Annotated in this window: 13 protein-coding genes; 3 read left to right on the forward strand and 10 right to left on the reverse strand. The window is 62.6% G+C overall.

From position 1 onward, the window contains the following. Together moaC and RGR602_RS09735 are read left to right on the forward strand one after the other, a co-directional pair. Positions 1-501 (forward strand): cyclic pyranopterin monophosphate synthase MoaC, encoded by a 501-nt coding sequence (moaC, locus tag RGR602_RS09730; RefSeq protein WP_039844928.1) that lies wholly within the window; start codon positions 1-3, stop codon positions 499-501. Then, positions 498-1721: a molybdopterin molybdotransferase MoeA gene (locus RGR602_RS09735; RefSeq protein ID WP_039844929.1), complete on the forward strand. Its 1224-nt coding sequence runs from the start codon at positions 498-500 to the stop codon at positions 1719-1721. Before moaC ends, RGR602_RS09735 begins: the two co-directional genes overlap by 4 nt. Positions 1722-1759: 38 nt before the next feature. On the opposite strand, the gene RGR602_RS09740 is transcribed toward RGR602_RS09735, so the two are convergent. The 6 genes from RGR602_RS09740 to RGR602_RS09765 all read right to left on the reverse strand — a co-directional run bounded on the left by RGR602_RS09740 (position 1760) and on the right by RGR602_RS09765 (position 8626). Then, complete coding sequence (locus RGR602_RS09740) at positions 1760-2410, reverse strand: class I SAM-dependent methyltransferase (RefSeq protein WP_039846762.1); 651 nt, start codon at positions 2408-2410, stop codon at positions 1760-1762. Between the two features lie 35 nt (positions 2411-2445). Then, positions 2446-2877: a GNAT family N-acetyltransferase gene (locus RGR602_RS09745; protein WP_039844930.1), complete on the reverse strand. Its 432-nt coding sequence runs from the start codon at positions 2875-2877 to the stop codon at positions 2446-2448. 55 nt (positions 2878-2932) lie between these two features. After that, complete coding sequence (locus tag RGR602_RS09750; RefSeq protein WP_039844931.1) at positions 2933-4831, reverse strand: DEAD/DEAH box helicase; 1899 nt, start codon at positions 4829-4831, stop codon at positions 2933-2935. Positions 4832-4940: 109 nt separating this feature from the next. Next, positions 4941-6803, reverse strand: a complete 1863-nt coding sequence (locus RGR602_RS09755; RefSeq protein WP_039844932.1) for a CHASE2 domain-containing protein — start codon at positions 6801-6803, stop codon at positions 4941-4943. A 7-nt stretch (positions 6804-6810) separates the two neighbouring features. Then, on the reverse strand, positions 6811-7338 hold the full coding sequence (locus RGR602_RS09760) for a FecR family protein (RefSeq protein ID WP_052451522.1): 528 nt from the start codon (positions 7336-7338) through the stop codon (positions 6811-6813). Between the two features lie 142 nt (positions 7339-7480). Further along, positions 7481-8626: a citrate synthase gene (locus RGR602_RS09765; protein WP_039844933.1), complete on the reverse strand. Its 1146-nt coding sequence runs from the start codon at positions 8624-8626 to the stop codon at positions 7481-7483. Positions 8627-8709: 83 nt separating this feature from the next. Here RGR602_RS09765 and RGR602_RS09770 point away from each other — a divergent pair, with 83 nt between their 5' ends. Then, positions 8710-9795 carry a citrate synthase/methylcitrate synthase gene (locus RGR602_RS09770; RefSeq protein WP_039844934.1) on the forward strand — a complete coding sequence of 362 codons (1086 nt, stop codon included), beginning with the start codon at positions 8710-8712 and terminating at the stop codon, positions 9793-9795. 378 nt (positions 9796-10173) lie between these two features. Here the strand turns inward: RGR602_RS09770 and RGR602_RS09780 are convergent, their stop codons facing one another. The 4 genes from RGR602_RS09780 to RGR602_RS09795 form a co-directional block, all read right to left on the reverse strand. Then, entirely contained in the window at positions 10174-11802 is a 1629-nt protein-coding gene (locus RGR602_RS09780; protein WP_039844936.1) for a CTP synthase, read from the reverse strand. A 140-nt stretch (positions 11803-11942) separates the two neighbouring features. Next, the gene (gene secG / locus RGR602_RS09785) at positions 11943-12419 is read right to left on the reverse strand and encodes a preprotein translocase subunit SecG (RefSeq protein WP_039844937.1); all 477 of its coding nucleotides are present in this window, start codon (positions 12417-12419) and stop codon (positions 11943-11945) included. Positions 12420-12523: 104 nt separating this feature from the next. Continuing rightward, positions 12524-13294, reverse strand: a complete 771-nt coding sequence (gene tpiA / locus RGR602_RS09790) for a triose-phosphate isomerase (protein ID WP_039844938.1) — start codon at positions 13292-13294, stop codon at positions 12524-12526. A 134-nt stretch (positions 13295-13428) separates the two neighbouring features. Continuing rightward, positions 13429-14313, reverse strand: a complete 885-nt coding sequence (locus RGR602_RS09795; RefSeq protein ID WP_039844939.1) for a dienelactone hydrolase family protein — start codon at positions 14311-14313, stop codon at positions 13429-13431. Between the last annotated feature and the right edge of the window lie 162 nt (positions 14314-14475).

Consider the following 14475-nt stretch of genomic DNA (forward strand, 5'->3'; position numbering starts at 1 on the left):
ATGAGCGGCGAGAAGCCAGGACTTACCCATATAGCCGCCTCCGGTGAGGCCCACATGGTCGATGTCGGCGGCAAGGCCGATACGGTTCGCATTGCAACTGCGGAAGGCCATGTAAAGATGACGGCGCAAACGCTGCGACTGATCCGTGAAGGAAACGCGAAGAAGGGCGACGTCATCGGCACGGCGCGGCTGGCCGGCATCATGGCGGCAAAGCAGACGTCCAGCCTTATCCCGCTCTGTCATCCCCTAATGCTCACGAAGGTGAGCGCCGAGATCGAGGAGGATGTCGCCCTGCCCGGCCTGCGCATCATCGCGACCGCCAAGCTCACCGGCAAGACAGGCGTCGAGATGGAAGCGCTAACCGCCGTGTCCGTCGCCTGCCTGACGATCTACGACATGGCGAAGGCCGCCGACAAGGCGATGGAGATCGGCGGCATCCGGCTGCTCGAAAAGTCGGGCGGCAAATCCGGCGACTTCCGCCATCCGGAGGCTGGCCGATGAGCCTCCTTCCGGTCGCCGAGGCGCAAGGCAGGTTGCTTGGGCACGCCAAGCCGATTTCCGATGTCGAGACCGTTTCGCTTGCGGACGGGGATCGGCGTGTGCTCGCGGCCGACTTGACGGCGCGGCTGACGCAGCCGCCCTTCAATGCGTCTGCGATGGACGGCTACGCGCTGCGTCGCGAGGATGCACCGGAACCCGGCGCTAAACTCAAGCTCATCGGCACATCTGCGGCAGGACACGCTTTCGATGGCACCGTGGGCAAGGGCGAAACAGTCCGCATCTTCACGGGCGCGCCGGTTCCCACCGGCGCCGACAGCGTCCTGCTGCAGGAGGACGCTGAGAAAATCGATGGAGGCATCCGAACGAAATATCCCATCCGCCAGGGCCAGCATATCCGTCTCCGCGGGCAGGATTTCGATGAAAACGAGGCGGTGCTCGCCGCCGGCACCGTCATGGATTTCACGCGACTGACAGTGGCCGCCGCCATGAACCATGCCTTGATCGACGTGCTGCGCAAGCCGCTTGTGGCGGTCCTTGCAACCGGCGACGAACTGCTGACGCCGGGAAGCGACCTGGGGCCCTCGCAGATCGTCGCGTCGAATACGTTCGGTATCACGGCGTTGGTGCACAAGGCCGGCGGCAACGTGCTCGATCTCGGTATCGTGCCCGACGACAAGGTTGCTATCACGACAGCGGTCCGCAGGGCACAGGCCGCCGGTGCCGATGTCATCATAACGCTCGGCGGCGCCTCCGTCGGCGACCACGACCTCGTGCAGGCCACACTGGTTACGGCGGGCATGACGCTCGATTTCTGGAAAATCGCCATGCGCCCAGGCAAGCCGCTGATGGTCGGCAACCTCGGAAGCACGCACGTGCTCGGTCTGCCGGGCAATCCGGTATCAAGCCTCGTCTGCGCCTTGCTGTTCCTCGAACCGCTGGTCCGCAAGCTCGCCTCACTGCCGCCGGTCAAGCGCGACACCATGGTGGAGGCGGCCGTCACCCTTGCCTCCAATGATCAGCGCCAGGACTATGTGCGCGCGAAGCTCGCCAAATCCTCCTCCGGCAAGTGGCTGGCGGAGCCGTTCGACAAGCAGGATTCGTCGATGATGAAGGTCTTCGCCCATGCCGACTGCCTGATCATCCGCCCGCCCCATGCGCCGCAGCTTCCGGCGGGATCCCCCTGCCCGGTGATGCTGCTCCGACCGGACCTTCTCAGCTGACTTATGGCACAAGTGCGATCCGTCGCGACTCCGCTGATCTAAAGCGAATACACCCCGCTCACATTCTCCATCTCCGTCCCGAAGTCCGCGACCGCGTATGTCGTCACCAGTCGAAGCCGCTCGCGGGGCAAAGGCGCCCTGCCCGGGTCGCCGATCAGGACGTCGATGCCACCGGCGCGGCAGCGGGCTAGGAACGGCAGGACGCGGCTTGCAAGCCTTGCATCGTAGAACACGTCGCCCGCCAGGATGACATCGCAAGCAGGAGGCGAAGCGTCGAGGATATCGGCTTGCAGCGTTTCGATCTTGGTACCATTCGTAGCAGCGTTGAGGTCTATCGCGGCAATCGCATGAATATCGATGTCAATCGCGGTGACATGGGCAGCACCTGCATTCGCAGCAGCAATAGCAACCAGGCCCGAGCCTGAACCGAGATCGAGGACATGGCGATCGCTAACGGTCTGGGGCTGGAAGAGGATATGGCGGGCGAGCACCGCTCCGCCAGCCCAATGATAAGCCCAGTAGGGCGCGGTGGAACCCGAGCGTCCAAGCCTTGCCAGTCGCCCCAGCCCGCTTCCCGAATGTGCTGTATAGAGCCTTATCTCGGGAACTGACGGCACAGGCCGAAGGCAGAGGTTCTTGCGAATGAAATCTGCCGCTGCAAGATATTGCGGGCTGTCTTTGCCTGTCATTGGCGGCGCCCCCATGTCCACCGGCACGCGCTGAATCAGTAGTTCTTCATGGCGAGGTGCGGCATGCCCCCGTCGAGAAATTCATCGCCGAACGCAGTGAACCCGAATTTTTCATAGAGCGCGATCTTGTCGCTTTGAGCCGTCAGGTAAAAGCGATTGTCGCGTGCCGTGTGATGGGCCTTCATCCCAAAGCGGATCATCGCGCTTGCGATGCCATGGCCGCGCCATTGCGCTCCGACGGCCACGCGCCCGATCTTCACGTGATCGTCGAGATAGACGAGCCGAAGCGTGCCCGCGACTTCGCCGGCCTGGATGGCGACGATATGGTGGGCGCTTAAGTCGGCCTCATCGAATTCTTCATCGGCAGGCACATTCTGCTCACCGATGAAGACGGAGCGCCGCAACTTGAAAGCTTCGTTGCACAAGGTGCTGAAGAGCGGAACGGATAAAATCACGATCTCTGTCATGGCTGCCTCCTCGGAGAGTATTAACGGAAGGCGCCAATTGTCGGTCCGTCTCTCCTCAACCCTGCTTCTTCTTAGCGAACTTGCCCTTCTGCGCGAAGCCTCCCTTGTCTTCGAATTTAGGTTTCCCCGCTGCCTTGCCCCAAGGCTTGGGGTCGCGTTTCTCGCTGTGATCGCCGGTTACGGGAGCTGTCTTACCCTTGAAATCCTTTTTGAAATTGCCTTTAGGGCGATCGTCATAGGATGTCTCGTCACGCCGCTCGCCGAACGTCTTCTTGCCGGCATAAGGCTTTGCAGTAACCGGACGGCTGAAATCCGGGGTACCGTTCAGACGCGTCACGCGGATGCCGCGCTCCATCGTCTTGTTCGGCCCGACCGCTTGCTGAAAAGCTTCGGCGCTATCGGCAGAAATTTCCACATAGGTCTCTTCCGGCTGCATCTTGATCGCACCGATCTCCCGTTTCGTCAGATTGCCGTTGCGGCAGAGCATCGGGATCAGCCAGCGCGGTTCGGCATTCTGCTTGCGGCCGACGGAAACCGAGAACCAGACGCTCGGACCAAAGTCGTCACGCGGGCCCTTTTGGCTCGGCTCCCGCGGCTCAAAGGCATTATCGCGGCGTTGACGCTTGCGGTCGCCCTCGATCGAGACTTCGATCAGATCTTCCGGCGCCGATTGATTGGAGCGATAGAGGCGCACGAAGGCCGCGGCAAGCTTCTCTGCGCCGTGATTTGCAATGAGCTGGCCGACCAGTGCTTGATCTTCGTCGCGCCCCGGCTCGCTGAGGATCGGGTCGGCAAGCAGGCGCTCGTCGTCGCGGCGCATCACATCTTCGGCCGACGGCGGAAGAGCCCAGGTGGCGGCAATCCCGGCGGCATCGAGAATGCGCTCGGCCTTGCGGCGGGCATTGAGAGGCACGATCAGTGCGCTGACACCCTTGCGCCCTGCTCGGCCGGTGCGGCCGCTGCGATGCAGCAGCGTTTCCGGATTCGTCGGCAGGTCGGCATGGATGACGAGGTCGAGGCCTGGAAGGTCGATCCCGCGGGCGGCAACATCCGTTGCGATGCAGACGCGGGCGCGGCCGTCGCGCATAGCCTGCAGAGCGTGCGTCCGCTCGTTCTGCGTCAGTTCGCCGGAGAGTGCTACGACCGCGAAATTGCGGTTGTTGAAGCGGGCCGTCAGATGATTGACCGCGGCGCGCGTCGAACAGAAGACAATGGCGTTAGTCGCCTCATAGTAGCGCAGGACATTGATGATCGCATTTTCGCGGTCAGCCGGCGCAGCGGCAAGCGCGCGGTATTCGATATCGACATGCTGCTTCTCTTCGGTCTGCGTCGAAATACGCACGGCGTCGCGCTGGTAGCTCTTGGCGAGCTTGGCGATGGCGGAGGAAACAGTTGCCGAGAACATCAGCGTCCGGCGGTCGTCGGGTGCCGCTTCAAGGATGAACTCCAGATCTTCACGGAAGCCGAGGTCGAGCATCTCGTCCGCCTCGTCGAGCACGACGGCCTTTAATGCGGACATATCGAGAGCTTTGCGGCGGATATGGTCGCAAAGACGTCCGGGGGTGCCGACGACGATATGAGCGCCGCGTTCCAGTGCACGGCGCTCGCTGCGGATATCCATACCGCCGACGCAGCTGACAATCAGCGCACCGGTCATCTCGTATAGCCACTCGAGCTCGCGCTTCACCTGTAAGGCAAGTTCGCGGGTCGGCGCGATCACAAGCGCCAGCGGTTCGGCGGCGGGTGCAAAGCGCTCCTCGCCTTCGAGCAGCGTCGGCGCGAGCGCAAGGCCGAAGGCGACGGTCTTGCCCGAGCCGGTTTGCGCCGAAACCAGCGCATCCGAAGCGACAAGTGCCGGATCGAGCATGGCTTTCTGAACGGGGGTCAGCGCTGCATAGCCGCGCTTTGCCAACGCCTTGGCGATCGCCGGGACGACGCTGTTGAGATCTGTCATCTGTCTGTCTTTCGGAATATCGGGCGCAGAAGCGCCGTGGCCGGAACCTGCCGGCAGAACGGTTGGCGCGTTCCTACCCGCTAAGACGGCAAATGTCAAAGCGGCAATGTCAGCCGGCGCAGCGCCACAGCCAGACGTCGATGCTGCCGGAGCGGCCGCGGATTTTCGTCTCCAGCGGACCTTCGAGTGGACCGGCCGGCAAGGGAGGGCCGGTGCCGGCGGATGCTGCGCGGACAAGTGCCGCGCTGAAGGCTACCTCAGCGCCGCGACTGGCTGCAACTTCCATCAGGCGGCTGGCGACATTGACGGTGTCGCCGGTCGCGGTGATCTGCTGGCGATCGCCGGTGCCGAGGCGCGAGGCGACGACCGCCCCGCAATGGGCGCCGATCTTGAAGCCGATCTTCCGTCCCCCTTGGAGAGCTGTGTGCGAATCGAGCCAGGAGCGCATGCGATCTGCGAGCGCCAGTGCGCAGGCGGCGGCGCGCGAAGCGTCGTCTTCGGCCGGGTGCGGCAGCCCGAACAGGATCATCGCACCATCGCCCATGAAGCTCGTGATCGCCCCGCCATGTGCCCGCGCCTCCTGGTCGGCTATCTCGAAAAAGCCGCTCAAGACCTCCCGCACGGTTACCGCTCCGACCGCTTCACTAAGCCCGGTAAAGCCCGAGAGATCGATGAAGACCACGGCAGCATCCTGCCGGACTGGCTCGGCAAGGAAGGATGGATCGCGTGCGAGCCATTCTCCAAGGCCGGGTGCTTCGATGCGTTGCAGGAGCTCGCTTTGGGCAGCGAAATGGCGCACCTGGCGGCGTCCGAGAAGGAGTTGGGCTGCGCCGAAGATGAGAACCGGAGGCAACGCGGCGGCGACCGGCAACGCTGCGCTCAGCCAATAGCCTGCCTTGAACATGGCAAGATTGATGGTCGCCCAGACCACAAAAACGAGAGCGATCAAGACGAAACCGATCAGGCTGCGCCGCCAGGCTATCAGGCCGACGAGCGCAAGCGGCAGAAGCACCGCGACCGTGGCGTCGAGCCGACGAATATTGTGATCGCGGACGATGCTATCTCCGGCGATCAGATGCGCGATCGCGGTAGAAATGACCTCGACCCCGGGAAGAACCGGATCGAAAGGCGTCGGAAAAACGTCGCCACCGGCGGTGACGGTTGCGCCGATAACGACGACGCGATTCTCGATCGCGTCTGCAGGCACCTTGCCATCGAGCGCATCCATCAGGCTGAAAGTTGGGATTGTCCGGCGCGGGCCGTAGAAGGTAAGCGGCAGGCGCTGACCAGTATCGGTCGGAATATGCCTGTCGGCAAAGGAAATGCTGCCCGGCTGGAAGGCCGGATCGCGATCGAGCGCCAGCGACGCCGCGCGTAGCGGAAACGACGGATCCACACGCCCGGCGCTGCGCGAGATCAGCGGAATGAAGCGGGGGACGCCCGTCTCATCCGTTGCGACATTAACGACGCCGGTAGCGGCGATATCGGAAAAACGCTTGAGAGGAAGGAGCAGGCTGTCGGCGACCGGAATGCCTGAAAGCGGATCGTTCGGATCGCTTGTCACCATCTGCTTGCTTTCCGGAAAGACGGCGGCAGCCGCGATGACAGAGGGCACCAGGCTGAGGGCCGATGCAAGTGCGACATCGCCTTCCTCGGTGCCGGGGTCGAGCAAGAGCAGATCAAGTGCGATCGTCTTCGGCTTCGACGCGGCAACGGCGGTGATTGCGCGGGCAAGCGTTGCGCGATCGATCGGAAAACCGTGCGAAGCTGCGGTCCGGTCGTCGATCGCAATGATCGCGACGGCAGGCGGCGGCGACTTGCCGCCGATCAGCACGCTTCGAATATCGGTCAGCGAAGCTTCCATCCGGTCGAGGAACCCGGCGCTGCCAGTCAGATGCAGGGAGCCCAGAAAGCCTCCCCAGAGTGCGGACAGAAGAAGGGCTGTAGTGATCAGAAATCGCTGGAGCGGCATGAGGGTTCTACTGGCCGAGGCGGGCAAGCAGGGCGGCGGCGCGGGCGGCCGGCCAGCGGCGCACCTCAAGCGCACCGGTGCCGCTCACAACATCGACGCCCTCACCGGGGCCGAGCACCACGGGATCGCCCGCAGGACGGCGCACGGCAACGGAGCCTTGGACCACAAGTACGGAGGTCCGGCCGCCCGCAACGTCGACGGCCCATTGCGTGCCGCGCACGGCAGCGATTGCCTGCGGCGTCACCACCTGAAAGCCACCTGTGTGGCGAGCGTCGTCGACATCGACCAGGATTGCCTTGCCACGCAGCGACACAACATCGGGGCTGCCATCGCGGTTGCGGTCATTCAACCTGAAGGCGGCACCCGCCTCGGCCGTCACCGTGACCCCGTTCGGGCAGCGGAGAACCTCACGCCCGCCCGCTGCATTCTCGACAGTGCAGCCGCCGGTTTGGGCAAGTGCCGCGCCCGCCGGCAGCAGAAATGCCGCAAGGGCGGATGCGGTAGAACCGCACAGGAATGCTGAGATTACGCTCATGATACGTCCCCACCTCGCGCGCAAGTACCCACACCGGCATGGTGTTCGCCATGCGGCCAAGTGCTTGTCCCGGCACCGTCACCATAAAACAAAACAAGAGTTTCGTATGCAGAAAAGCGCAGACTGGCAAGGCCGGCCGGCCTTATGCGCCAGAGGTTTCGATAGCGGGACCGGTGTAACGGGCTCTTGGACGGATGAGATGCCCACTCTCGACCTGTTCCATCGCATGCGCCATCCATCCGCAGCTGCGGGCGAGCGCGAAGATCACGAGCGGCGCATCCCGTGGAAGCTCGAAGTGTTCCGCCATTGCCGTCAGCGCGAAGTCGATGTTGACGCGCTCGCCGATCATCGCTTCGCCGGCCTCTTGGATCTCGAAGAAAACTTCCGCTGGCGTGACATGCGCAAGCAGAGCTTCGGCGCGGATATCGCCGTCTGGATAGAGCGGATGACCGAAGGCCGGAAGCCGGCTGCCCTGCGCCAGGATGCGGCGGATGGCTTCCTTGGCGCCGATACGCCTAGCCGTCTCGGAAAGCGTTGCCACGGCCTCCCAAGCGCCGCCGTGCAGCGGACCTGTCAGCGTTGCAAGACCGGAAAGCACCGATGCGGAAAGGGTCGCGCCCGCGGACGCCGTGACGCGTGCGGCGAAGGTCGATGCATTGAGTTCGTGATCGGCAAGCAGTACTAAGGCGCGGCGCACCGCATCGCTGGCTTCTGGCCGGCGCCAGCTTTTTGCAAGGCGCCGATGGAGAGGCTGGTCCGGTGCGCCTGGCGCGAGCGCGGAAGCGATCGTCGTCATGATATCTTGCGCTTCGGCTCGCAACGCCGGGAGCGAACGGCCGAGGCTCGGCAGGTCTTGAGGCACGCGGGCGGCGAGCGCCGAGAAAGCGGCAGCCACGGACGGAACGGATGACACGCTCCCGCCGGCGGCGAGGTTGATAGGCGTACCTTTGGTCCAAAGCAGTGCCGCCGTTTCTTCAAGCGTTGCATTCTCGGAAAGTCTGGCGGCATCAACTCCGCGATAGTAGAGATGCCCATTGACGACGGTCGAAACCGCTGACGGAAGCACGGGATCGCCCCACTGTATCGCCTCCGCTGCGACAGTCTCGACCTTCCGCCGGCCTGCGTGGCGCTCGGCAAGCCGGGTGACGTCAGCGGTGTAATAGAGGCTGCGACGCGGGTCGGATGGATCGGGCTTGGCGCGAATGCGTCCCCGACTGACATTGGCATAAAGCGTCTGCGGCTTAGTACCGAGACGGTTCAGCGCTTCCTCCGCAGTCAACCAGGACATTGAGCCTCATATTGATCAAATCCATCAAGATTGACGTCAATCAATCTAGGACCGATCTTCTGTTCCGTAAAGGAGAAATGCCTATGAAAAACGGTTTGGAAGATGTGATTGCCGCGGAGACCCGGCTTTCGGATGTCGACGGTCCGGCCGGGCGGCTGATCATCCGTGGCGTGTCGCTCGACGACCTCGTTGCGGACGGCACCTATGAAAGCGTCGCGGCGCTGCTGCTTGACGGATTGTTGGAAGCGCACGTCAATGCCGAGGGTTTGAAAGAGCGGCTCGGAGCGGCACGCGCAGAAATCTACGCGTATGTCGTGGCCGACGCCACCCTCCTCGCCCTGCCACCGGTCGATGCGATGAGGGCACTGATTGCGCGACTGCCGGACGGCGAGGATTTTGAAACGGCGTTCAGGCTCCTTGCGGCCCCCGCCGTGTTCCTGCCGGCGGTTCTGCGGATACAGCGCGGAGAAGCGCCTGTTCCGCCGACTGCCTCAATATCGCAAGCCGCAGACATCCTACGCATGATGACGGGCAGGCTGCCGAGTGTCGAACAAACGGCTGCGCTCGACGCCTATCTGGTGACGATCTCCGATCACGGGTTGAACGCCTCCACCTTCGCATCGCGGGTAATCGCCTCGACGCATGCCGGCCTCACGTCATCAGTGCTCGCGGCGATCAGCGCGCTGAAAGGTCCGCTGCATGGCGGCGCGCCGGGACCGGTTCTCGACATGCTTGATGCGATCGGTGCTGAAAGCCATGCAAAGACCTGGCTCGCGGCTGCCCTCGACCGCGGCGAGAGGCTGATGGGCTTCGGCCATCGCATCTATCGCGTCCGTGACCCGCGTGCCGACGCCTTGAAAAATGCACTGAAGCCGCTTGTCGCAACCGGCCAGGTCGATCGGTCGCGGATCACTCTGGCCGAGGCGATCGAAAAGGCGGCGCTCGCAATGCTTAAGGAACGCAAGCCGGATCGTCCCTTGGACGTGAATGTCGAATTCTACACGGCGTTGCTTCTGGAATCGCTTGGGTTCCCGCGCGAGGCCTTCACCGGCGTCTTTGCGATCGGCCGCACCGTCGGCTGGATTGCGCATGCGCGCGAGCAGTTGCTCGAAGGCCGGTTGATCAGACCGAAGTCTGTCTATGTCGGGCCTTTTCCGATCGCGGCTTGAACAGAGTTCCGGCGGCAGGTTCACGCCTGTCGCCGGATCTGCAAGCTTTTCGCTCGGCATTGTCGATAGCGAGGAAACCGCCCGACTGCCGGCCCCAGAGGCCGCCCCCGCGCATGGCGCAGGCTGCCTAGCTGCATCGGGGCGGGCTATCGCGATCCTCGTCCCGCTGGCGGGAGAACAGCTTGATCGCACCCATGTTGGAGAAAGTATCGACCAGCATGCCGGAGATTGCGGATTCGGTTTCCTGGTGCTGCGGTTTGGGTGCAATCCCGCGGCCAGCAGGGGGCGCGCCGCTTTGGCACACGTTCATTGACGTTGGCAGGCATGGTCGCCTCTTGCTCCAAGGGACATGGAGGCGACGTGTTTTCAGGGGCGAAATCACACCAGCCGGCTCTGCTCGGTTGCCGCTTCGATGAAGCTTGCGAAGAGCGGATGCGGGTCAAGCGGGCGGGACTTGAGTTCCGGGTGATACTGGACGCCGATGAACCAGGGGTGATCCGGATACTCGATCGTTTCCGGCAAGACACCGTCCGGTGACATGCCGGAGAAGACGAGGCCGCAGTTTTCCAGGCGGTCCTTGTAGTCGACGTTGACTTCGTAGCGGTGGCGATGGCGCTCGGAAATGTCTGTCGAGCCATAGATTTCGGAAATCTTCGTGCCCTTCTTAAGCGACGCCTTGTAGGCGCCGAGGCGCATCGTGCCGCCCAGATCACCGGAAGCCGTGCGCTTCTCCAGCGCATTGCCCTTGATCCACTCGGTCATCAGACCAACGACCGGGTCCTTGGTGGGGCCGAACTCGGTGGAGGAGGCATTCTCGACGTCAGCAAGATTGCGTGCTGCCTCGATAACTGCCATCTGCATGCCGAAGCAGATGCCGAAATACGGCACCTTTCGCTCGCGGGCGAAGCGGGCCGCATGGATTTTGCCTTCCGAGCCGCGCTCGCCAAAGCCGCCGGGAACGAGAATGCCGTGGACCTTTTCGAGGTACGGCGCCGGATCTTCCTTTTCGAATATCTCCGATTCGATCCATTCGAGATTGACCTTAACGCGATTGGCGATGCCGCCGTGATGCAGCGCCTCGATCAGCGACTTATAGGCATCTTTGAGGCCAGTATACTTGCCGACGATCGCGATCGTGACTTCGCCTTCCGGCGTGCGGATGCGGTTGCAGACGTCTTCCCACGACTCAAGACGCGGCTTTGGCGCCGGCTCGATGCCGAAGGCGGCGAGCACTTCGCTATCAAGGCCTTCCTTGTGATAGGCCATCGGCACGTCGTAAATGTTGGCGACGTCGAGCGCCTGGATGACGGCGGACGGACGTACGTTGCAAAAGAGCGAGAGCTTGCGGCGCTCGGCTTCCGGAATTTCGCGGTCGGCGCGCACCAGCAGGATATCCGGGTGAATGCCGAGCGCCTGCAGTTCCTTCACGGAATGCTGCGTCGGCTTGGTCTTCAACTCGCCGGCAGCCGGAATGTAAGGCATCAGCGTCAGGTGGACGTAGATCGCAGTGCCGCGCGGCAGGTCGTTGCCGAGCTGGCGGATCGCCTCCATGAAGGGCATCGCTTCGATATCGCCGACCGTGCCGCCAATCTCGCAGATGACGAAGTCGTAGTCGTCATTTCCCTCGACCACGAAATCCTTGATCTCGTTGGTGACGTGCGGAATGACCTGGACGGTCGCGCCGAGATAGTCGCCGCGGCGTTCCTTGTCGATGATGTTCTTGTAGATGCGGCCGGTGGTGATGTTGTCGGTCTTGGTCGCCGAACGCCCGGTGAAGCGCTCGTAGTGGCCGAGATCGAGGTCGGTTTCCGCGCCGTCGTCGGTGACGAAGACTTCGCCGTGCTGGGTCGGGCTCATGGTGCCCGGATCCACGTTCAGATAGGGGTCGAGTTTGCGAAGCCGCACCCGATAACCACGGGCCTGTAACAACGCTCCGAGAGCCGCAGCCGCAATTCCCTTGCCGAGAGAGGAAACCACGCCGCCAGTGATGAATACGTATCGCGCCATGGGAGTCACCGGATACCTTTTCAAAAACGATTCCACCAGCCCAAAAATTCTTTTCCAGAACTTTTGGTGCCAGCTTGGAACTGAACAAAAGAAAACCGGCAGACCCAGGGGCCTGCCGGCGGTTTATTTGGTTGACCGGGTTATTGTCCCGTTGGGACGCCGGTTCCGTTTTGTGCCGGGGCTGCCGGAGTCGCAGGCGTTGCCGGGGCCGGCTGCGTCGCAGGTGCGGTCGCCGTCGGCGCCTGAGCGCCTGGAGCGGCAGCGCCGCCGTTCGGAACGCCGTTGCCGGCAGGCTGGTTCGCGGGCTGCTGCGGAGTGCCGCCGCCGAGCGAATCGAGAATGCCGTTGCCCTGCCCGCTCGTTGCCGGGATGCGGTCGAGAATATCGGTCGGGCTGCCCTGATAGCGCGTCAGGATGCCGAGGCCGAGCGAGGTGATGAAGAACAGCGCTGCAAGGATCGCAGTCGTACGCGTCAGCGCATTGGCCGTTCCGCGCGCGGACATGAAGCCGGAACCGCCGCCGATGCCAAGGCCGCCGCCTTCCGAGCGCTGGATGAGTACGACGCCGACAAGCGCCAGCACGATCATGAGGTGGATGACAATCAATACTGTCTGCATGGGTCCAGTCCTGCCCGCATGCGGCGGGCATCGAATAAAATCTGGCGCTGTTTACATGAGGTGATCCGCTATTCCAAGCCCTTCGGCCCAGAATATATATGGCATCACGCGAGCAGCGCTTCGTATGCGCCGTAGATGGCGAGGAAATCGGATGCTTTCAAGCTAGCGCCGCCAATCAACGCACCGTCGACGTTGGCGACGCCCATCAGTTCCTTGGCATTGCCGGGCTTGACGGAGCCGCCATAGAGAATACGGACTTTCTCGCCATTGGCGCCGAAACGGGCGACGAGTTCCGAACGCATGAAGGAATGCGCCTTCTCGACGTCCTGCACCGTCGGCGTGAGGCCGGTGCCGATCGCCCAGACGGGTTCGTAGGCGATCACCGTGTTCTCCGGCGTCGCGGTATCCGGAACGGAGGCGGAAAGCTGTCGCTTGAGAATGTCAAGGGTCTGCCCGGCCTTGCGCTGGTCCGCCGTCTCGCCGATGCAGATAATGGCGGTGAGATCGGCAGCGAAGGCAGCCTCGGCCTTGGCGCGGACGAGATGGTCGGTCTCAGCATGGTCCGTCCGGCGCTCCGAATGGCCGACGATCACGTAGGTTCCGAAGCAATCGGCGATCATCTCGGCTGAGATATCGCCGGTATGCGCGCCCGACGGGCTCTGATGGCAATCCTGCGCACCGATCGCAAGCGGGCTGTCGGTGCAGAGCGCGGTCGCGACATAAAGCAGCGTCGCGGGCGGGCAGATGAGCGACTCGACCTTCTTGGCAAGGGGCGAATTCACGCCTTCCGCAATCGCCTTGACCTGATCGAGGGAGGCGCGCGTGCCGTTCATTTTCCAGTTTCCCGCCACGAGCGGGCGCACGTCAGGTGTCATGCCAGCCTTCCCAATTTTTCCGTATTGAGCGGCCTTAGCAAAAGCATTCGGCATTGAAAAGCTTTTGAACCTTCACGCAACCGAAATAAGGCCGATTTGCCGCGCAAATGCTTAAAATTTGGCGGCGCAAGTGTCTAGGAAGCGAGAATCCGGTTCAAAACCCTCCGCCAATCGATCATGCGGATCGGCGTGCCGTGGTTACCGTTTTGAAAAAGCGTGAAATGGACCGGGTATTTCGCCTCATGAAGTTTTTCGAAGAAAGCCTGCTGTCGGGCAGCGGCGTAGACCGGATCGCGGCTGCCATGGACGAACCAAAGTGGCAGCTTCGCCTTGTAGAACGCGCTCTTTACGAAGTCCGGATCCGTGACGCCGCTCATGACGACCATGCCCTTCAGCCGTTTGACACTGCCCGCATCGCGCGCAATGCCCCAGCAGACCTGGCTGCCCATGGAAGCACAGGAAAGGATGACCGGGCGGCGGCCGGATTTCTCGCTCGCATAGCGGATCAGCCCGGCGATGTCTGCGACGCCCTCGCCGTCGAACGTACGCACTGTCGGGGAATAATAGACGCCGCCATTGGCCACGGCCAGGTTCTTGAGCCGATTAAAATTGCCGCCGAAGCTGTAGTCGTTGACGCCGAGCCGCCGGTCGCCGTCGCGCCCGTGGATAAAGATCACGGTGAATTGCGCATTGTCTGTCGGTCCCACCCTGGTGAGATCCACCCGGCGGCCATTGAGCGACAGTGTTTCGTCCTGCTGTTGCTTGCGGACAGCGAGCGACACATATTTCTGCTGCGCGCGCTTTTGCGGGATCTGGTCGCGACCGTTGATGTCGCGCATCTCGTCATATTCGACGGCTTCGAAGGCGCCGCCATCGGCGGTTTGCAACACGTTCTGTCTGGAGAAAAGTTCGTCCTTGTAAGGCGGCAGCGTGTCGGCTGCGGCGCTGCCGATTCCGGCGGACAGGAAAAAGGTCGCAATTGCGGCGATAATCATGCAATGACTTGTGGACATTCTCATGCGGGCGGTTTCCTAACACATCATGCCGCTTGCCATTCTAGGCCCGGCAACGCAAACCAATTCCATAGAATTCCGCCAAATCGGGCGGCGTCGCGTAACGAGACGCTTTCTGGCAGAATCTGCCTGATTCGCTAACGTGACATCAAATGCGGTGATTTTGGG

It is taken from the genome of Rhizobium gallicum bv. gallicum R602sp, assembly GCF_000816845.1.
Classification (GTDB): domain Bacteria; phylum Pseudomonadota; class Alphaproteobacteria; order Rhizobiales; family Rhizobiaceae; genus Rhizobium; species Rhizobium gallicum.

Bases quoted from the DNA above. Each gene is read 5' to 3' on its own strand.
- moaC (WP_039844928.1), top strand. From the start codon at position 1: ATGAGCGGCGAGAAGCCAGGACTTACCCATATAGCCGCCTCCGGTGAG.
- RGR602_RS09735 (WP_039844929.1), top strand. From the start codon at position 498: ATGAGCCTCCTTCCGGTCGCCGAGGCGCAAGGCAGGTTGCTTGGGCAC.
- RGR602_RS09740 (WP_039846762.1), bottom strand. From the start codon at position 2,410: ATGACAGGCAAAGACAGCCCGCAATATCTTGCAGCGGCAGATTTCATT.
- RGR602_RS09745 (WP_039844930.1), bottom strand. From the start codon at position 2,877: ATGACAGAGATCGTGATTTTATCCGTTCCGCTCTTCAGCACCTTGTGC.
- RGR602_RS09750 (WP_039844931.1), bottom strand. From the start codon at position 4,831: ATGACAGATCTCAACAGCGTCGTCCCGGCGATCGCCAAGGCGTTGGCA.
- RGR602_RS09755 (WP_039844932.1), bottom strand. From the start codon at position 6,803: ATGCCGCTCCAGCGATTTCTGATCACTACAGCCCTTCTTCTGTCCGCA.
- RGR602_RS09760 (WP_052451522.1), bottom strand. From the start codon at position 7,338: ATGAGCGTAATCTCAGCATTCCTGTGCGGTTCTACCGCATCCGCCCTT.
- RGR602_RS09765 (WP_039844933.1), bottom strand. From the start codon at position 8,626: ATGTCCTGGTTGACTGCGGAGGAAGCGCTGAACCGTCTCGGTACTAAG.
- RGR602_RS09770 (WP_039844934.1), top strand. From the start codon at position 8,710: ATGAAAAACGGTTTGGAAGATGTGATTGCCGCGGAGACCCGGCTTTCG.
- RGR602_RS09780 (WP_039844936.1), bottom strand. From the start codon at position 11,802: ATGGCGCGATACGTATTCATCACTGGCGGCGTGGTTTCCTCTCTCGGC.
- secG (WP_039844937.1), bottom strand. From the start codon at position 12,419: ATGCAGACAGTATTGATTGTCATCCACCTCATGATCGTGCTGGCGCTT.
- tpiA (WP_039844938.1), bottom strand. From the start codon at position 13,294: ATGACACCTGACGTGCGCCCGCTCGTGGCGGGAAACTGGAAAATGAAC.
- RGR602_RS09795 (WP_039844939.1), bottom strand. From the start codon at position 14,313: ATGAGAATGTCCACAAGTCATTGCATGATTATCGCCGCAATTGCGACC.